At 71.7% G+C, this 19,152-nt stretch carries 15 protein-coding genes and 1 pseudogene; 8 read left to right on the top strand and 8 right to left on the bottom strand.

Annotated elements, in window-relative coordinates; translation table 11 throughout:
- Nucleotides 1-18: 18 nt before the first annotated feature.
- Nucleotides 19-1,962: an AAA family ATPase gene (locus tag FB047_RS05045; protein ID WP_136586448.1), complete on the top strand. Its 1,944-nt coding sequence runs from the start codon at nt 19-21 to the stop codon at nt 1,960-1,962.
- Nucleotides 1,963-2,016: 54 nt separating this feature from the next.
- Here FB047_RS05045 and FB047_RS05050 read toward each other — a convergent pair whose 3' ends face one another.
- Complete coding sequence (locus tag FB047_RS05050) at nt 2,017-2,709, bottom strand: hypothetical protein (RefSeq protein ID WP_136586106.1); 693 nt, start codon at nt 2,707-2,709, stop codon at nt 2,017-2,019.
- Between the two features lie 130 nt (nt 2,710-2,839).
- Here FB047_RS05050 and FB047_RS05055 point away from each other — a divergent pair, with 130 nt between their 5' ends.
- Nucleotides 2,840-3,943, top strand: a complete 1,104-nt coding sequence (locus tag FB047_RS05055) for an Rv2578c family radical SAM protein (protein WP_136586107.1) — start codon at nt 2,840-2,842, stop codon at nt 3,941-3,943.
- Nucleotides 3,944-4,059: 116 nt separating this feature from the next.
- Here FB047_RS05055 and FB047_RS05060 read toward each other — a convergent pair whose 3' ends face one another.
- Nucleotides 4,060-6,228 carry a DEAD/DEAH box helicase gene (locus FB047_RS05060; protein ID WP_136586108.1) on the bottom strand — a complete coding sequence of 723 codons (2,169 nt, stop codon included), beginning with the start codon at nt 6,226-6,228 and terminating at the stop codon, nt 4,060-4,062.
- Nucleotides 6,229-6,597: 369 nt separating this feature from the next.
- Here FB047_RS05060 and FB047_RS05065 point away from each other — a divergent pair, with 369 nt between their 5' ends.
- From FB047_RS05065 to FB047_RS17195, 3 genes and pseudogenes are all read left to right on the top strand, one after another.
- Complete coding sequence (locus FB047_RS05065; protein WP_136586109.1) at nt 6,598-7,221, top strand: antibiotic biosynthesis monooxygenase; 624 nt, start codon at nt 6,598-6,600, stop codon at nt 7,219-7,221.
- Nucleotides 7,218-8,123, top strand: a complete 906-nt coding sequence (locus tag FB047_RS05070) for an aldose 1-epimerase family protein (protein WP_136586110.1) — start codon at nt 7,218-7,220, stop codon at nt 8,121-8,123. Before FB047_RS05065 ends, FB047_RS05070 begins: the two co-directional genes overlap by 4 nt.
- 314 nt (nt 8,124-8,437) lie before the next feature.
- A pseudogene (locus FB047_RS17195) lies at nt 8,438-8,992 on the top strand (DUF998 domain-containing protein); the annotation flags it as partial.
- Between the two features lie 592 nt (nt 8,993-9,584).
- Here FB047_RS17195 and FB047_RS05080 read toward each other — a convergent pair.
- The 6 genes from FB047_RS05080 to FB047_RS05105 all read right to left on the bottom strand — a co-directional run bounded on the left by FB047_RS05080 (nt 9,585) and on the right by FB047_RS05105 (nt 15,839).
- Nucleotides 9,585-12,761: an efflux RND transporter permease subunit gene (locus FB047_RS05080; protein WP_136586112.1), complete on the bottom strand. Its 3,177-nt coding sequence runs from the start codon at nt 12,759-12,761 to the stop codon at nt 9,585-9,587.
- 81 nt (nt 12,762-12,842) lie between these two features.
- Nucleotides 12,843-13,208 (bottom strand): fluoride efflux transporter CrcB, encoded by a 366-nt coding sequence (gene crcB / locus FB047_RS05085; RefSeq protein WP_136586113.1) that lies wholly within the window; start codon nt 13,206-13,208, stop codon nt 12,843-12,845.
- 40 nt (nt 13,209-13,248) lie between these two features.
- Nucleotides 13,249-13,473, bottom strand: a complete 225-nt coding sequence (locus FB047_RS05090) for a hypothetical protein (RefSeq protein WP_136586114.1) — start codon at nt 13,471-13,473, stop codon at nt 13,249-13,251.
- A 61-nt stretch (nt 13,474-13,534) separates the two neighbouring features.
- Nucleotides 13,535-13,828: an alpha/beta hydrolase fold domain-containing protein gene (locus FB047_RS17350; protein WP_136586115.1), complete on the bottom strand. Its 294-nt coding sequence runs from the start codon at nt 13,826-13,828 to the stop codon at nt 13,535-13,537.
- Between the two features lie 107 nt (nt 13,829-13,935).
- Complete coding sequence (locus FB047_RS05100; protein WP_136586116.1) at nt 13,936-14,394, bottom strand: SRPBCC family protein; 459 nt, start codon at nt 14,392-14,394, stop codon at nt 13,936-13,938.
- Nucleotides 14,391-15,839: a flavin monoamine oxidase family protein gene (locus FB047_RS05105; protein ID WP_136586117.1), complete on the bottom strand. Its 1,449-nt coding sequence runs from the start codon at nt 15,837-15,839 to the stop codon at nt 14,391-14,393. The genes FB047_RS05100 and FB047_RS05105 overlap by 4 nt, the downstream gene beginning before the upstream one ends.
- Nucleotides 15,840-15,895: 56 nt before the next feature.
- Between FB047_RS05105 and FB047_RS05110 the strand changes: the two genes are divergently transcribed.
- The 3 genes from FB047_RS05110 (at nt 15,896) to FB047_RS05120 (ending at nt 19,022) form a co-directional block, all read left to right on the top strand.
- Nucleotides 15,896-16,531 (top strand): TetR/AcrR family transcriptional regulator, encoded by a 636-nt coding sequence (locus FB047_RS05110; RefSeq protein WP_167494156.1) that lies wholly within the window; start codon nt 15,896-15,898, stop codon nt 16,529-16,531.
- A 146-nt stretch (nt 16,532-16,677) separates the two neighbouring features.
- Complete coding sequence (locus FB047_RS05115) at nt 16,678-17,748, top strand: alpha/beta hydrolase (RefSeq protein WP_136586119.1); 1,071 nt, start codon at nt 16,678-16,680, stop codon at nt 17,746-17,748.
- Nucleotides 17,745-19,022: an MFS transporter gene (locus FB047_RS05120; RefSeq protein ID WP_136586120.1), complete on the top strand. Its 1,278-nt coding sequence runs from the start codon at nt 17,745-17,747 to the stop codon at nt 19,020-19,022. The genes FB047_RS05115 and FB047_RS05120 overlap by 4 nt, the downstream gene beginning before the upstream one ends.
- Nucleotides 19,023-19,152 lie beyond the last annotated feature (130 nt).

Consider the following 19,152-nt stretch of genomic DNA (forward strand, 5'->3'; position numbering starts at 1 on the left):
AGCAGATCGGGGGGGACCATGCTCGACGACGACGACCGCGCACTCGCGCACGCCTTCGGCCGCTATCTCGAGACCGTGAACCGCGTGGTCGCCGCCGACCGGGCCGGGGAGCGCACGCGGCTCGGCGAGGAGGTGAGCGCCCATCTCGGCGTGGATGCGACGACCCTTCCCGTGACCACCGAGACGCTCTCGGCGCACCGCTACGTCGACGCCGACATCGCCCTCGACGAACTCACCGAGCGCGGCGGCGGGCGCCTGATCGGCGTGACCGGAGGCGAGCAGCGCCTGCACGTGTCGGCATCCGAGCTCCTCTCCGGTCCGTATTCGCACTTCGCTCCCGGGCCCGTGTCGTACGAGTCCCGCGACGTGAGCGCCACCGCGCAGCGTCGGGTCGTGTCGTTCGGCGTGCGCCTGCTCCGGTTCGACGGACACCCGCTTGCGATCGTGCAGCGCTCCGCCAATCCGCGGTCGATGCCGGCGCAGCCCCAGCTCGAGGTGATCGGCGCCGATCCGGATGCCACGGCGGCGGCACTCGCCGAGATCCGGCGGCTCATGATCGAGCGCAGCGTGCTGCGGGGCCAGGTGCTGTCGTTCGTCCCGACCGAGTACGGGCACGAGGCCGGGGCGACCTTCCTGCCCCGCCCCGACGTGTCGGCCGACGACATCGTTCTCGGCGAGGGCGTGCTGCAACGCATCGTCGACCACGTCGTGGGCATCGGCGACCACCGCGAGGCCCTGCGTGCCGCCGGACAGCACCTCAAGCGCGGCGTCCTGCTGTACGGCCCTCCCGGCACCGGCAAGACGCTCACGGTGCGTCACCTGCTCGCCCGCACCCCCGGGACGACCGCCGTGGTGCTGACCGGGTCCAGCATCCGCTTCGTCACCGCCGCCGCCGAGATCGCGCGCACCTTCGCCCCCGCCCTCGTCGTGCTCGAAGACATCGACCTGGTGGCGGCGGACCGCGGCTTCTCGCCCGAGCCCGTGCTGTTCGACGTGCTCGACGCCCTCGACGGGTTGGAACCGGATGCCGACATCGCCTTCGTCATGACGACGAACCACGTGCAGATCCTCGAGGAGGCTCTGGCCGCCCGGCCGGGGCGCGTCGACCTCGGCGTCGAGATCCCCCTTCCCGACGACGCCGACCGACGGCGCCTGTTCCGCAGGTACGCCCAGGGACTGCCCCTGTCGGCGGACGCGCTCGAGGCCGCGGCCGACCGCGCCCGGGGCACGACGGGGTCGTTCGCGAAGGAACTGCTGCGCGGCACGGTGCTGCGCGCGGCGGTCCGGGGCGACGAGGCGCCGAGCGACGACGACCTCGCGGCGGCCCTCGACGAGCTGCTCGCCTCGGGGGCCGCGCTGACGCGCGTGCTCCTGGGGACGCGGTCTGAGACGGCGCCGTCGGCGCACGCGGCGACCCTGGTGGGCCACGCGCCCTTCGTCCCGCACCCGGGCGGCCCCCACCTGCAGGTGTCGCCGTTCGGAGATCTCGGCTATCACGACGAGACCGACGGACGCGGGGTCGCCTTCGACACCGTCGGTCAGGATGCCGACGAGCCCGTCGTCGACACGACCGAGCCGACCCACGAGCTGAGCTTCCCGATGCCCGTCTGGCACGCCGTCTACGGGACGCTCGACAACACCGGCTCCGTCGAACGCGTCGGCGGCGACCCGGTCGTCGCGGCCCGCACGGCGCGCCTGATGGATGCCGGCAGCGCCGCGACCGCGCGGCATCCCGGCCCCCTCGCCCCCACCGGATGGCCCCTCGACGATGCCGAGCTGCTCGTGCCGCTCGCGGACGGCGACGAGGAGTTCCTGGTGGAGATCCTCGCGGCGTCGCAGCGCGTGACGCGCGGGATCCTGGCCGATCCCGATCTCCCCGACCACTCTCGCCGGGAGCAGGAGGACTCCCTGGCGCACGGCGCGAAGGCGTTGCGCTTCGTCGCGGCCCGGCTGCTCGACTGAGGCGGCGCGGGAGACGGCTCCTCACTCCCCGCGGCGGCCGGCCGCGACACGGCGTCACGCGATGTCGCTCAACCCGACCTCGGCGGCCGCGAAGATCGCGACCACGATGCTCAGCAGACCCGCGACGAGCAGGAGCGACGGGTGGGCGAGGCCGACGACGACGCGCCGGGTGCGCGGCAGATCCGCGAAGAACTGATCCGGGATGCGATGCCGCTCGGGCACGCCCGCCCATCCGCGCAACCGCGCGATGTAGCCGACGCAGCGGAAGACGAGCACGGCCCACAGCATCGCGACGATGAAGGGGACGACCGCGCCGAAGATCTCGAAGGCCTCCACCCACGCCTTCTCGGGATCGGCTCCGGTGTCTTCCGCGAGCTGGACGGCGACCGCGGCGCCGAGGACGACGGATCCGATCCACAGGATCAGCGCCCCCAGGACCGCGAAGAAACGCGCGAAGAAGTGGCCGAGGATCGACTCCTCGAAGTCGAGATGCGTCCGCGGGGTCTGCGCGAGCACGAGAAGCGTCGCGCCGAGCGACGGAAGGGCGCCGACGAGCGAGACCAGGACGCCGGCCGACTCGTTCTCGACCCAGATCTCGCAGACCACGAGCAGCACCACCGCGACCGCGAGCCAGATCCATCCGGAGAGAGTGGGATGCCGCACCACGAATGCCGGATGCCGCGACTCGAGCGGCCGCGCGGATCGGTGCACGAGGGCGTGACCCCGGACCTGCCGGTCGTCGACCATGCGCCACCCCCTGTCACTCCGCTCGGCGAGCGGACTTGGCTGTCACAGTAGCGCGTCGCCGTTCGTCCATGGAGACGCATGTGGACAACACCGCCTTGCGTTTGAATAGAACATGTGTTCGACTATCGAGATGAGGTGGCAGGGTCAACAGCTGGGCGTCGACGACACGGCGGCGCTGCCCGGCATGGAGCGCATGGACGGTCTCGTCCGCTCCGTCACCACTCCGGAATTCGCCGGCATGACCTTCCACGAGGTGCTGTGCAAGAGCGCACTCAATCGCGTTCCGGGCGCGTCGGCGATGCCCTTCGACTGGACCGTCAACCCGTACCGGGGATGCAGCCACGCCTGCGCGTACTGCTTCGCGCGCAAGACGCACGAATACCTCGACCTCGACTACGGCGCTGATTTCGATTCGCAGATCGTCGTGAAGGTCAACGTCGCCGACGTGCTGCGGACAGAACTGCGTCGCGGATCCTGGGCACGCGAACCGGTCATGCTCGGCACGAACACCGACCCCTACCAGCGGGCGGAGGGACGCTACCGCCTCATGCCCGAGATCGTGGGCGCCCTCACCGACAACGGCACCCCCTTCTCGATTCTGACCAAGGGCACATTGCTGCGCCGGGATCTCCCCCTGCTCACCGCGGCCGCCGAGCAGGTCACGGTCTCGCTGGCGATGTCGATCGCCGTCTTCGACGATGCGCTGCAGCGCGCGATCGAGCCGGGGACCCCCAGCGCCGAGGCCCGCCTCGAGACGGTCCGCGCGGCGACAGCGGCCGGATTCCGGGTGACGGTCTTCCTGATGCCGATCCTCCCCCACCTCACCGACTCGATACCGGTGCTCGACGACGCACTGGCACGCCTGCGTGCGGCGGGAGCCGCCCGAGTCGTCTACGGCGCCCTCCACCTCCGACCGGGCGCGAAGCAGTGGTTCTTCGAGTGGCTCGAGCGCGAGCAGCCGCACCTCGTCTCGTCGTATCGCGGGCTGTATCCCGGCGTCTCGGTCACCGCGCCGAAGGCCTACCGCTCGTGGCTCGGCAAGCGCCTGCGCCCCCTGCTCCGCCTGCACGGGCTCGACGGGTGGGACGAAGACGACCACCCTCGCGGCCGCCCCCAACCAGGACTCGCCGCCCGCACCCCGACCACGAGCAGCCTCGGTCCGGTCCGCAGCACCGTCGGCATGGCATCCGCGCGCCCCCGCGTCGCTCCGGCGAGCGAACCGAGGTTGTTCTGAACGGCGTGAGGCCCTCCGATGGCGCAGACGAGAGGGACGCGAGGCCGTCGGACGGACGGGTGAACGCGAGAGGCCCCCGCCGCGCGAACGCGAACGGGGGCCTCTCGGAGTAACGCTTACGACGTGACGTCGGCCAGCTGACGGCCCGAGATCTCCTCGAGCACGTCGTCGCCGAGCTGGGTCTCCTCGAAGGGCGCCTCGATCTCGGCGCGATCGAGCAGCTCGGTCATCCGGCGGCGACGCTGACGCGTGATGAGCGTCACCACCGTACCGCTGCGACCGGCGCGGCCCGTGCGGCCGGAGCGGTGCAGGTACGTCTTGTACTCGTCGGGGGCGTCGGCCTGGATGACCAGGTCGATGTCATCGACGTGGATGCCGCGGGCGGCGACGTCGGTGGCCACGAGCACGTTGACGCGACCCGAGGTGAGCTTCTCGAGGTTGCGCGTGCGCTTCTGCTGGTTGAGATCGCCGTGCAGGGCGACCGCGGCGATCCCGGCGTCGTCGAACTGCTCCGCGAGCATCTCGGCGTACGCGCGGGTGCGGGCGAACACGAGCGTCTTGCCCTCGCGGTCGACGAGCGAGTCGAGGATCTGCGCCTTGTCACGGTGCTCGATCACGAGCACGCGGTGCTCGATCGTGCTCGAGTCCTGATCCTCTCCGGCGACCTCGTAGACGGCCGGCTCGACGAGGAACTCGTCGACCAGGGCCGCGACCTCGCGGTCGAGCGTAGCCGAGAACAGCAGCTTCTGGCTGCCCTTCGCGGTGGCGCGCAGGATGCGCTGCACCGGCTCGAGGAAGCCCAGCTCGCACATGTGGTCGGCCTCGTCGAGCACGGCGACGGTGACCTCGGAGAGGTTCAGCTTGCCCTGGTTGAGGAGGTCCTCGATGCGACCGGGGGTGCCGATGATGATGTCGACGCCCTTCTTGAGCGCACCCACCTGGCGCGCCTGGGGCACGCCGCCGTAGATCTGCGTGGTGAACAGACCGACGCTGCGCGCGATCGGCTGGATCGTGCGGTCGATCTGCAGAGCGAGCTCGCGCGTCGGCGCCATGATGAGCGCCTTCGGGGCGCGCCCGAACTCGCGGCGCTTGCCGGCCTGCGAGCGCAGGATGCTCTCGACCAGCGGGGCGCCGAAGGCGATGGTCTTGCCCGAGCCGGTGCGACCGCGGGCCAGCACGTCGCGGCCCTCGAGGATCGGAACGACGGTGGCGGCCTGGATGGGGAAGGGCTTCTCGGCCCCGAGTCCGGCGAGGGCGCGGACGATGTTGTCGCCCAGCCCCAGATCGGCGAACCCGGCGCCGGTCACCGTCGCGGCATCCACCGCTTCGGCCTGAAGACGCTCGTGCACCACGTCGACGCGCTGCTCGTGCTCGGCGGAGCGCTTCGGCGACGCGTTCCAGTCGCTGCGGCTCGGTCCGTCGGCGCGGCGCGGGCGGTCGTCGAACGACCGCGCGGGGCGGTCGGCGCGGTCGAAGGAACGAGCAGGACGGTCGTCGAACGACCGACGCGGACGCTCGTCACGGTCGAACGAACGCGCGGGACGGTCGGTGCGGTCGAACGAACGGGCGGGACGGTCGCCCGCGTCACGGCGGGGACGCTCGTCACGGTCGAACGAGCGCGCGGGGCGGTCGTTGCGATCGAAGGAACGGGCCGGGCGGTCGTTGCGGTCGAACGAACGAGCCGGACGCTCATCACGATCGAACGAACGAGCCGGGCGGTCGGTCCGGTCGAACGAACGAGCCGGACGGTCGCCCGCGTCACGGCGCGGACGCTCATCACGATCGAACGAACGAGCCGGGCGGTCGTTGCGGTCGAACGAACGAGCCGGGCGGTCGGCACGGTCGAACGAACGCGCGGGACGATCGCTGCGGTCGAACGAACGAGCCGGGCGGTCGGCACGGTCGAACGAACGGGCGGGACGGTCGCCCGCCTCACGGCGCGGACGCTCATCACGATCGAACGAGCGCGCGGGACGGTCCTCGAACGACCGACGCGGACGCTCGTCACGATCGAACGAACGAGCCGGACGGTCGTCACGGGCGGAGCTGCGGATGTCGCGAGCCTGGTCGCGGCCGGCTCGGTCGGACGCGTTCCAGCGACGCTTGTCGGGCGCGACCTCGGCCTCGGGACGGTAGCCGCGGTGGTTCGGGCTCTTGCTGCCGGGCTTGGCGGGACCCTCCGCACCGGGACGACGCTTGCGGTCCTGGAACGAGGTCTTGGCGCCGTAGCGCGGCTCGAAGTTCTTGGCGGCGCGGCCGCCGGCGGGCTTCTTGTTCTTGGGCATGGGGAACTTCCTGGGTTCTGTTCGCGCGAAACAGCATCACCGCTCGTGGCGGTGGGATACCCGGACTGTCGTCGGCCGGGGGCCATTCACTGATGGGTCGAGGCCGCGATCGCGTCCTGTCCATCGGCCCCTTGGACTCACAAACCCATCCGCGCATCACACGCGGTGTCCAGAGCCGACCGCCCCACGTTACAGGTCGCGCCTGGGAATGGCATCCATGCCCGGCCACCCTCTGCGGCCCCACCCCGCTAGAACAGGGCATCGCTCCAGAACAGGGCTCACCCGAGCGGTCACGGCCTGTTCCCGCACGATCGCCTGTTCTCGAACGCCCGCGCCGCGACGGCGCGACGGGTGACCGAAAATGGACGCATGGCAGACACCGACGCCCACCCCATCACGGTGGCGATCGAGCGGCGCATCGACCCGACGCGCACCGCCGAAGCGACCTCCTGGATGCAGGCCGGCACCGACCTCGCGACCGCCTTCCCGGGCTTCCTCGGCTCGGGGTGGGTGCGCGCGGGCGAAGAGAGCGACCTCTGGTACATGCTGTACCGCTTCCGCGACATCGCCACCCTCGAACAGTGGGAGACCTCTTCGCAACGGCAGTGGTGGCTCGACTCGGGGCGTCCGTTCGCGCGCGAGGAGCGCAGCGAGCGACGCACGGGCATCGAGGGGTGGTTCGACGCCGCGTTCGGCTCGGTCCTCGCCCCGACGGATGCCACGACCTCGCCCGTGCAGCAACCGGTGCCTCCCGCTCCTCCCCGCTGGAAACAGGCCGTGACCATCTGGGTGGGGTTCTTCCCCACCAACCTGCTGGCGTCGTGGCTGCTGGGCTTCGTCCCGGGGTTCGCCGAGATCCCCCTGCCGTTGCGGGTGCTGGCCACGACTCTGCTGCTCACCCCCGTCATGACCTACCTGGTTCTGCCGTGGGTCACCCGCCTGCTCCACCCCTGGTTGCAGCGACCGCCCCGTCCACGAAAGGCCTCGTCATGACCGCTGATCCCACCGGCCACCGCTTCGTCCTGCGCAGCGCGAACGTCTCCGCCGAGATCGCCCAGGTGGGTGCGGCGCTGCGCGCGCTCACCGTCGACGGGGTCGACCTCGTGCCCCGCTACCCCGACGACGTGCCGACGCCCGCGGCATCCGGGGTCGTGCTGGTGCCGTGGCCGAATCGCATCCGCGACGGCAGGTACCGCTTCGACGGCGCCGACCTGCAGCTGGCGATCAGCGAGCCGAAGTTCGGCAACGCGAGCCACGGCCTGTTGCGCTTCGCCGCGTACCAGCCGATCGAGCAAACCGAGGAGCGGCTCGTGCTCGGCGCCGACGTGGTCCCCCAGACCGGTTACCCCTTCCACCTGCGCACGCGCGTGACCTTCACCCTGCAGGCCGACGGGCTGCACGTGGCCCACGACATCGAGAACGTGGGCGCGAGCACGGCGCCCGTCGCGCTCGGTGTGCACCCGTACCTGCAGATCGGGGGCGTCGACACCGCCGATCTGGTCGTGCACTCGTCGGGGACCACCACGCTGGTGCTCGACGATCGCAACATCCCCGTCGACGAGGTACCCGTCGGCGCCGGCACCGACCTGCGCGACGGCGTGCGCCTCGGCGACGCCGCTCTCGACAACGGCTACCGGGGGATGGAGAGGGATGCCGAGGGGCGGGCCCGACACACGCTGACGGCGCCCGACGGGGCGCGTGTCGAACTATGGCAGGACGAGGGATTCCGCTGGGCGCAGGTCTTCACGACCGACCGCTATCCGGGGCACCCCCTCGCCGTCGCGATCGAGCCGATGACGGCGCCCGCGAACGCCTTCGCGACGGGCGACGACCTCGAGCACCTGGAATGCGGCGGCATTCTGCATCGGGAATGGGGCGTGCGCTTCACGGCATAAAGCGAATCTTGTCCCCCATTTGGGGGACAAGAAATACGCCCTATGACCAGGGAAAAGAGGAGACAAGCCCTTTCCCATTTCGGAGGCGCGAACGATACCATTCGGGTTGACGGTTTCCGTCGCGACCGGGGGCAGCAAAGGGTCAAGGTTCCCCCCGGTTTTTACCCGAATGAGCCGACGGGGGCCGAGGGTCCCGCGATGTGGGGGGATCCTCGTTCCGTCACGAGGAAAGATCCCCCATCATGAGCAGCGCGCTCCGCTCCGCCGTCCCCTTCTCCCTGTCGACGTCGCACCTGTCCGGCCTCACCCGCCGGATGCGCACCCTCCCGTCGCTCCACGTCGGCGCCGCCGCCCTGATCGTGCTGGTCAGCGGCCTGCTGCTGTCCATCGCGACGACCAGCGACCCGCTGTGGTGGCAGCTGCACTTCAGCCAGCTGGGGATCTTCGGCGACCTCTCGAGCGCGTTCTTCAACACGACCCTGAAGGTCAGCGGTCTCATCGTCGTCGTGTTCGCGTTCTGCGTCCGCCGCGACGTGCGCCGTGTCGGTCGCGGCCCCGTGCGCCGCGGCGCGGCGACCGTGGCATTCCTCTGCCTGAATGTCGTCGGCGTCAATCTCGCCCTGGTCGGATGCATTCCGCTGAACACCGACAAAGACCTTCACGACCGTGTCGCGGGTTCGATGGTGCTCGGATTCCTCGCCCTTTTGATCAGCGCGCCCATCATGTTCAACCGCCTGGGCAAGCGCATGGCCGTCAGCACCGCGGTCGCGACGGTCTGGCTCCTCATCTCGATCACCCTCTTCGTCACGGCCACCATCAATCTCGCCCTTTTCGAGACCATTTCGTGCACGGCGATGTTCGCCTGGTCGGGAATGTTCACCCACGTTCTCGCCGCGCGCGCCGCGCGCGTCGCCGCCCCCGCGCGCACCGAGGGTGAGCGCACCACCGCGCACCTCGCACGTCGCCGCGCGGGTCGCAGCGTCTTCGCCGCATCGTTCGCTGCCCCGTCGTTCGCCGCCGCAGCGAGCCACCCCTCGGCGCTGCCCCTCATCGCGGTCGTGTCGCACCGCCGCTCCCCCCTCGCCACGGGCCCCGGCCGCCCGACGCGCGCGCGCATCGACGTGCTGTCCGCCCTCACCGGCACGGCGACCGCCGTCCCTGTCGGGTGGCCGCAGCGTCTGGCACCGCTCTCCGCCACGGCGGCCGTTCGGCGCGCAGCCCGCATCCCCGCGATGACGGCAGTGACCGGAGCGGCATCCTCCCCCTCGCACTCCGGCGCCGCGGACGCCGCCGCACGGAGCGGGGCCGCGCAGGCGACCCCGGTGCTCTCCGGCGCGGCACACCCCACGGCGACCGCCCACGCGACGGCGACGACGCACGGCGCGTGCGCCGATGCACACACTCCCGGCGCGCGCCGCACCACCCCGCGGCCCGCGATCCTCGCGGCCGACCCGCGTCGGGTCAGTGCTTCTCGCGCAGCTCGCGGCGGCTCAGCGGGTGCCCGTCGTCCGCGATCGGCGCAGCGCCCGTCGACTCCGACCCGCCCGCGTCTCGCGCGGCACGCCGGGCCCGGCGCCGTTCGCTCGCTCCTTCGATGAGGTTGTAGAGCGTCGGCAGCACGAGCAGCGTCAGGAACGTCGACGACACGAGACCGCCGATCACGACGACGGCGAGCGGCTGCGAGATGAATCCGCCGTGCCCCGTGATGCCGAGGGCCATCGGCACCAGCGCGAAGATCGCGGCGAGCGCCGTCATGAGGATCGGCCGCAGACGTCGCGCCCCGCCCACGATCGTCGCGTCGTGCACGCTGAGACCGCGCGCGCGGTACTGGTTGACGAGGTCGATCAGCACGATGGCGTTCGTGACGACGATGCCGACGAGCATGAGCGCGCCGATCATGCCGGCGACGCCGAGCGGCACGCCCGTCACCAGCAGCAGCAGGATCGCCCCGGTCGCCGCGAACGGCACCGACACGAGCAGCTCCAGCGGCTGACGCAGCGACTTGAAGGTCGCGACCATGACGACGTAGACGATGAGGATGGCCGCGAGCAGCGCGAGGCCGAGCTGGCCGAAGGCGTCCTGCTGATCGGTGACCGCGCCGCCGACCTTCGCGGTGGCCCCCTCGGGCAGCTGCACGTCGGCGAGGGCCGCGTTCACGCTCGCCGACGAGCTGCCGAGGTCGTCGGTCGTCGGTGTCACCGTGATCGAGGCCGTGCGCAGCCCGCGGGCGGTGGAGATCGACGGGGGCGTCTGGCTCTGTTCGACCGACGCGATCTCGTCGAGCCGCACGGTGCCGCGCGCGCTCGGGATCTCGAGGGCGCGCAGGTCGTCGATGGTCTGCGGCGGGTTCGCGGTGGCGAGGTACACCGTGACCCCGCGGCCGTCGAGCTCGACCGTGCCCGCCTGGCGCGGCTGCTGGGCGCCCGAGACGAGGGCGCCGACCGCCTGCTCCGACAGACCGCGCTCGGCGGCCGCGTCGCGATCCACCCGCACCGAGACGAACGGCAGCGAGGCCGAGAGGCTGCTGGTGACCTGGCCGATCCCCTCGCGTCCGTTCAGGCCCGCGACGACGGCGTCGTTCGCCTGCTGCAGGGTGTTCGCGTCGGGGGCGGTCACGTCGACCGTGATGTCGGTGGATCCGAAGCCGCTCCCCTGCGCCGACACCTCGATCTCGCCGGCATCCGTCAGCTTCTCGAGCTCGGTGCGCACGCGCTCGCGCAGCTCGACCTGGTCGGTGCCCGACTGCGAGGTGATCGAGTAGGTGATGCCCGAGCCGCCACCCGAGAAGGCGTCGCGCAGCGCGGAACCGCTCGAACCGATCGAGGTCTGCACGGTCTGCACGCCGTCGGTGTCGAGCAGGACGGCCTCGACCTTCTGGGCGGCCGCGTCCTCGGCATCCAGGCTCGGCGCATCGCCGATCTTCTGGGTGACGGTGAACGTGTTCTGCCCCGAGTCGCCGAGGAAGTCGGTCTTCAGCAGCGGCACGGCCGCGAGCGTCGCGCCCAGCACCAGCACGGCCACGCCGAGGGTGACCCACGAGTGCTTCAGCGTCCAGCTCAGCACGGGCACGTAGGCCTTCTGCAGACGGGTCGGCGGGGCGTCGGCCGCTTCGGGGTCGATCGCGTTGCCCTCGGCGTCGCGCACGACGGTGCCCGGCTTGAGGAACCACGACGCCAGCACCGGCACGATCGTCAGCGAGACGAGCAGCGAGGCCGCCATCGCGATCGTGACGGTGAGCGAGAAGGGGCGGAACAGCTCCCCGGTGACATCGCCGACGAAGGCGATGGGCAGGAACACGGCGACGGAGGTGATCGTGGATGCCGTGATCGCGGCCGCGACCTCGCGCACGGCCCGGATGATGGTGGGGATCTTCTCGGCATCACCGACGTAATGCCGCTTGATGTTCTCGATGACGACGATCGAGTCGTCGACGACGCGGCCGATCGCGATCGTGAGCGCGCCGAGGGTGAGGATGTTCAGCGAGTAGCCGAAGGCCTGCAGCCCGACGAAGGTGATGAGCACGCTCGTGGGGATCGAGATGGCGGTGACGAGGGTCGAGCGCACCGACATCAGGAAGATCAGGATGACGACGACCGCGAACACCAGTCCGAGCAGGCCCTCCTGGGCGAGGGCCTCGATCGACTGCGTGACGAACGGCGCCTGGTCGAACACCACGGTGAAGGTCGCGCCCTGGCCGAGCTGCGACTCGAGGCCCGGGAGGGCGGCGAGAACGCCGCGCGAGACATCGACGGTGTTGGCCGCTGGCAGCTTGGTGACCGCGATGGTGAGCGCCGGCTGGCCGTCGACGCGCGACAGCGTGGTCACGGGGTCGGTCTGCAGCTCGACCGAGGCGACGTCGCCGATGGTCGTCTGCCCGGCCTGGAACTGCGCGGCATCCGTCGGCACGAGCGGCAGCGCGGCGATCTCGTCGACGCTGGTGAGCTTCGTGCCGGTCTGCACGGTGAGGGTCTGATCGCCCTCGGTCAGCGAGCCGCCGGGGAAGAGCACGCCGTTGGCGTCGAGCGCGTCGGTGATCGCCTGCTGGCCGAACCCGCGCTCGCCGAGCTTCGTCGTGTCGGGGGTGATGGTGACGCGCTGGCCCGTTCCGCCGACGATCTGGGCCCCGTTGACGCCCTCGACGTCTTCGAGATCGGGGATGACGCTCGTCTGCAGGATCGACTGCGTGGCCTGCGCGTCGGTGAAGCCGGTGACCGCGAGCTGGATGACGGGGAAGTCGTCGATGCTGGCGGAGGCGACCGTGGTGTCGGCGGATTCGGGGAGTCGGTCGTTGATGCGCGCGATCGCGGCGAGGATCTTCTGCTGCGCCGCGGCGAGGTCGGTGCCGTAGGTGAACGACGCCGACACGATCGAGGAGTTCGTCGTGCTGGTCGCGGTCGTGGATTCCAGCCCGTCGACACCGCGGATCGCGTTCTCGATGGGGGTCGAGACGTCGGCTTCGACCACCTCGGGCGAAGCACCCGGGTAGGTCGTGACGATCGCGAGCTGGGGGAACTCGATCGAGGGGATGAGCTCCTGCTTGAGGCTCGTCAGCGCCAGACCGCCGAAGATCGCCGCGACGATCGTGACGAGGGCGATGAGGGCGCGGTTCTTCAGGCTCAGGACGGCCAGGTACGACACGAAGGACCCTTCGGGATCACGGTTCGATACAGAGGTGTATCGAACGTCAAGTATCCCATGCCCCTCGCGACGGGTCGCGGCTCAGAGCAGCGAACCCACCGTGAGCCCGACGGCCGCGGCCACGACCGAGCCGACGAACGACAGCACCGCGTACGACACCGCCGCGCGCGTGCGCCCCTCCTCCGCGAGCAGCGCGGTGGTCACCGCCACGGCGCTGAAAGTTGTGTAGCCGCCGAGCAGCCCGGTTCCGAGGATCCACCGCCACGCCTCGTCGGCCGCAAGGGGGGTCAGGATGCCGAGAACCAGCGCCCCGGTCAGGTTCACGACCAGGATCCCCCAGGGGAACCGCTCCCCGGTGCGCCGCCGGACCGCGACGTCGAGCACGTAGCGGAGGGCCGCGCCGACGCCTCCGGCGAGCGCGACGGCGAGGAAGACCAGGGGTGTCACCCGGTCACCCTACGCCGCCGCGCGCGCCGGAGGCGTCGGCTCAGGCCTCGAGGGCTTCGACGCGCCGGCGCAGCTCGGCGGCCTTCTCGGATCCGATCTGGGCGGCGGCGAGCTGCAGGGCCGCGCTCGCGGTGAGCGTGCGGGCGATGAGGTACGTCGGGCTCGCCTTGAGGTCGGGGATGACGTCGAGGATGATGCCCTCGGCATCCGGGTCGGTCATCAGTGCGCCGAGCTTCACCTTGGCGAGGTCGTATCGAGCGGCCATCGTGTCTCCTGATCCGGGTGCGTCCTTGTCACCCTGGCGAGATTCTTGCACAAATGTACTGTTACGTCACGCTCTCGGACGGATGCCGCGACAGGGCGCCGACGAGGGCGTACGCGGACCGCGCCTCCGGCGTCCAGAACGCCCCCACGTAGACGTGGAAACCCGCCGGGGCGGTGACCACCCGCACGGGTGAGCCCGCGTCCCGCGCGCGGCGCCCGAAGGCGACCACGTCGTCGAAGAAGATGTCCCTCCCGCCCTGGAAGACGAGGGTCGGGGGAAGACCGTCGAGCTCGGCGCGCGCCGGATTGACGGAGCCGGCGCCGCAGATGCGCGGGAGGGGGCGCGGGCCGACGATCCGGGTCGAGGGTGGACAGGTAGTCGTCGCGGGACAGGGCGCGGCGGATGCGAGCGGCGTCCATCCACATCGCGGCGGCCGTGAGGGTCATCGACAGCGACATCGCGTCACTCCGCGGCGGAATCGGCGTCGGCGGCGGCGGCAGCGGTGTCGGCCAGGGCGTTCGTGGTCACCAGCCGCACCACGGCGGGCAGCCCCGCGGCGATCCTGCGCCCCACGAGCGGACCGAAGACCGCGGCCAGCGGACCCGAGACCTCGACGCCGTGCGTGACCGAGAGCCCGTTCGGGGTCTGCCGCATGCGATGCGGGAACGACAACACGGCGCCGGGCAGCGAGATGCGGAAGTTCATGGCGACACCGGGCTGCAGCTCGGTGAAGGTGAACGTCTGCGCGGGGGTGCCGTGATTCACCACCCGCCCCTTCGCCCCCACGCGCGCGGGCACGGCGAAGTCGGCGCGCCGCAGATCGGGGTCGTCGACGGCCCAGTCCTCGGGGGTCGTCCACCTCTTCCACACCGCCTCGGCGCTCGCGGTGGTGAGGTGCGTGTAGTGGCGGCGCCAGGTCATGAGGTCCCTCCCGTGGGCGATGCGGTCAGCGGTGCGGTCGTCGAGGCGATGGTCGAGGCGGTGGGCCGGGCCGTGGCGGAGACGAGGGCGCGGGCCTCGAGCGCGGCGCGCTCCCCCGCGCGCACCGCCCCGTCCATGAAGCCCGTCCACCGGTCGGCGGTCTCCGTGCCGGCCCACACGACGCGCCCCACGGGGGCGGCGAGGGTCGCGGCGTACGGCACGACGGAACCCGGACCGGGCGCCGCGGTGGGTCCTCCGCCGACCCACGGCTCGGCCCCCCAGCGCTGGTCGACGTAGCCCGTGGCATCCAGCGCCCGAGGACCGAACAGGTCGGCGAACGACGACAGCACCCGGGCCCGCCGTTCGGCCGGGGGCAGCTCGTCCCACTCGCGGGCGTACACCCCGCCGACGAAGCCGAGCAGGACGCCCGGACCGTCCGCCCCCTCGGGACCGGCGTCGAACGTGATGAACACCGGGCCGGTGTCGCTGAGCCCCTGCCCCGAGAGCGCCTGCTCGCGCCAGAAGGGCGTCTCGTAGACGGCGTACGCCTTCGACAGGATGCCGGCGGGCCAGCGCTGCGCCATCTGCGCGTGCGCGGGGGGCAGGGCGGGGGCGAAGAGGATCCGCGAGCGCAGCGCGGGCGGGACGGCCACGACCACCGCCCCCGCCGTCACGACCTCGTCGGCCGCCGTCACCCGCACCCCGTCGCCCGTGGACGCGATGCGCTCCACCGGCGCGTCCAGGGTCAGGTCGTCGCCCAGCGCGGCGGCCAGGCGGAGGGTGATCTCGTGCGAACCCTCCACGAAGTGCTCCTCCTGCGCCCCGCCCTCGGTGTCGAGCATCGACGACAGCCCGCCGGCCTGGTGGATGTAGTGCAGCGCGTGCAGCAGCGAGATCTCGTCGGGCTCGCACCCCCAGGTGGTGCGGGCCGCGATCGCGATGAGGTCGCGCGCGGCCGACGACGCCCGCGACCGACGGAGCCACGATCCGAGACTCTCCGCGTCCAGCTGGGCCGCCTGCGGGGCCGTCGCGGGGGCGCCGCACGGCACGGTCCGGGCGAGGCGGTCGAGCGTGAGCTGGATGCGACCGACGTCGAGCAGGCTCGCCCCCACCGGCGGGACCGTTCCGCGGTAGCGCCGGCGCTGCCCGCGCCAGCGGATGACGTTCTCCCCCGCGCCGTAGGTGCGGTAGCGGCCCACCCCGACCTCGTCGGCCAGGGCGATGACGCGGTCCTGGCCGGGACCGACGAAGGTGCCGCCGAGGTCGACGTGCACGCCGTCGACGCGGGTCGACGACACGCGGCCGCCGACCCTCGACGACGCCTCGAAGACGCGGACCGACAGGCCGTACTGGCGGAGCCGGTGGGCCGCGGTCAGGCCGGAGAGACCGGCCCCCACGACGACGACATCGACGCCCGCGGCGGGCGGGGAGACGGGGGCGGTCATAGGCTTGCTCCGTTTCTGATGCGATGCCGCCCGGGCGGGGCGGCGAGGAGGACTCCGTGGCCGAGACGACGAACCGGTCGATGCGCGCGAGGGGCCGAGCGCGCAAAGACCTGCTGCTGGACGCGACGCTGGCGATCATCGCCGAACGCGGGATCTCGGGCGTCACGCACCGCTCGGTGGCGGCGGCGGCCGGGGTGCCGCACTCGTCCACGACGTACTTCTTCGCCTCGCTCGACGACATGATCGGCGAGGCGGTGGCGCACGCGATGGACGCCGAGCTCGAGCGTCTGCAGCAGTTCCGCGCCCTGCTCGAAACCGGGGCGAACCGTCCGGGCGCGGCGATCGACGAGTTCGTCGAGATCGTCCGGCAGCAGTCCGAGGAGCACACGGTCGCCCAGTTCGAGATCTACCTCTTCGCCTCGCGGCATCCGGCCCTGCGCGTGCACGTCGAGCGCATCCTCGACGAGACGCGCGGCCTGGCCGCGGCGGTGCTGCGCACGAACGGCGTGACCGATCCGCACGCCGCGGCCGCGGTCGTCGCCGTGATCGACGGTTTCGCCCTTCATCGCATCGCCCGTTCCGAGGTCGTCCAGTACCAGTCCTTGGCGCACGCCCTGCGGGCGGTGCTCGTGGGATTCGTCACCCTCGCCGCGACCTCGTCGCTGGGCGAGGCGGGAGACGGTCCCGCTTAGTTGGCACAAATGTACAGGTTTTGTTGACCGAGGCCAGCGCGATTCCGCCCTCTTCACATTCTCTTCACACAAAGCTGTACTTCTGTGCAATAAAGTGACCCGATAGTCGATCACGACGACGTGACCGGCAGAAGGGCTCACCCGCGATGATCCGTCCCCGACCCCACGACCACCTGCTGCGCGCCGGCGCGAGAGCACTGGGCGCCCTGCCCCCGCGCGCGCTCCGTGCCCTCGCCGGCGCCCCCGTAGAGATCGACGGGAACGAGCTGCACCCCGCCGTGCAGGTCTCCCTGCGCGTGATGAACGACGCCCCCGGCGCCCGGTTCGAACAACTCCCGCTCGCCGAAGCGCGCGAGCACATCGAGAGGGAGGCCTGGACCTTCGCCAGCACCACCCGCCTCGCCCAGCGCGAGGACATCTCGATCCCCACGCGCGACGGGGCGATCGCGGGCCGCGTCTACCGCGCCCGCACCGACCGCCCCGCTCCGGGCGTCGTGGTGTACTTCCACGGCGGCGGATGGGTGCTCGGATCCCTCGATAGCGGGGATGCCGCGTGCCGCACGCTCGCGGCGACCTCGGGCATGACGGTCGTCTCGGTCGACTACCGGCTCGCCCCCGAAGCGCCCTTCCCGTACGGGCTGCACGACAGCATCGACGCGTTCAGGTTCGTGCGCGACGCCGCCGAACGCTTCGGCGCCGCCCCGGGAACGGTCGGCGTCGGCGGCGAGAGCGCGGGCGGGAACATCGCCGCGCTCACCTCGATCGTCACGCGAGACGACGACGCGGGCGCTCCCGCGTTCCAGATCCTCTTCTGCCCCGTGACCGACCTCTCGCGCAAACGCCGCTCGTACGACCTGTTCCGCGACGGGTACTTCCTCACCGAGGCGCAGATGGACTGGTACGCCGCCCACTATCTCCGCGACGGGGCGACGGGCGACGACCCCCTCGTCTCGCCGATCCTGGCCGACGACCTCTCCGGCGTCGCCCCCGCCTACGTCGCCGTCTCGGGCTTCGACGTTCTGCGCGACGAGGGCGTCGACTACGCCGAGCGGCTGACGGCTGCCGGCGTCGCGACGCGCCTCGTGGTGCACACCGGCCAGATCCACGGCTTCTTCAACGCCTGCGGCGCCCTGCGCGAGGCGCGCGAGGCCGTCGCCGACGCCGGTCGATGGGCCCTGCAGACCCTGGCGGCGACACGCGCCGGCGACCGCCGATGAGCGCCGAGACGCATCGGCCGCCCCTTTCGGCCTACGCGGAGCCGACCCGTCCCGTACGGGCGGGATGGATCGCCGCGTTCGCCGGCGTCTGGCTCGGGCTGTGGATGGCGCAGCTCGTTCCCGTCCAAGTGCTGCTCCCCCTGCAGATCGCCGCGCAGCACTCCTCGGAGCAGTGGCTGTCGTCCCTCGTCGCGTACGGGCTCGTGAGCGCGGTCGCGGGCGCCTTCGTCGTCGTGGCGTACCCGATCGTGGGGGCGCTCAGCGACCGCACGCGATCGCGCTTCGGACGCCGTCGCCCCTGGATCCTCGGGGGCGTGCTGCTCGTCGCGGCCGGACTCGCCCTGCTCGGCGTCCAGACCGGGACCGTCGGGACCGTCGTGATGTGGACTACCACGATGATCGGCTTCTGCATGGCATCCGCCGCCCTCACCGCCGTGATGGCGGACCGGGTGCCCGTCGACCAGCGCGGACTGGTGTCGGGCTGGATCTCGGCGCCGAACGCCCTCGGCATCCTGCTCGGGATGGTGCTCGTGACGGCGGTGTTCACCACGACCGCGTCGGGCTACCTCGCCCTCGCCGTGTGCGCCGTCGTGCTGGCGGTGCCGTTCCTGCTGCGCCTGCACGACGTCCCCCTCTCCGACGCCGACGCCGCCCGGCTCGGCCCCGCGACGGTGCGCGGCGTCCTGTCGTCGATCTGGGTCGATCCGCGCCGTCACCCCGACTTCGCGTGGACGGTCGCCAGCCGCGTCCTCATCAACCTCAGCAACGCGATCGCGACGACGATGCTGCTGTACTTCTTCACCTTCGCGCTCGGCCTGGACGATCCCACGGGTTTCCTGGTCTTCACGACGGTGATCTACATGGTCGTCACGATCGTGGCATCCGTCGGCCTCGGCAAGCTCAGCGACGTCGTCGGGCGTCGACGGGTGTTCGTGCTGGCCTCGGGGTCGGCGCAGGCGGTCGCCGCCCTCCTGCTGGCGGTGGCCCCGGCTCAGACGACCGCGATCGTGGGCGCGGTGCTGCTCGGACTCGGGCAGGGGTGCTTCTTCGCCGTCGACCAGGCGCTCGCGACGCAGGTGCTGCCCTCGGCCGAGACGCGCGGCAAAGACGTCGGCATCATGAACATCGCCCTCGCCGGCCCCCAGGCCTTCGGACCGCTGCTCGGGGCGGGGGCGGTCGTCGCGTTCGGCGGCTTCACCGGCCTGTTCGTCGCGAGCGGGGCGGCCGGGCTGCTGGGCGCGGCGATCATCCTGCGCGTGCGCTCGGTGCGCTGAGCGCCACCCGCCCGGGCGAGCACGGCGGGCGGGCACGGCGGGCGGCGCCGGGCACGGCGGGCGGCGGGCACAGCGCTGAACATTGCGGGAGCGGAGCGGCGGCCCGCACAGGATGCCGCGGGCTCGGCGC

Origin of the sequence: Microbacterium hydrothermale (genome assembly GCF_004854025.1) — a bacterium.
Classification (GTDB): domain Bacteria; phylum Actinomycetota; class Actinomycetes; order Actinomycetales; family Microbacteriaceae; genus Microbacterium; species Microbacterium hydrothermale.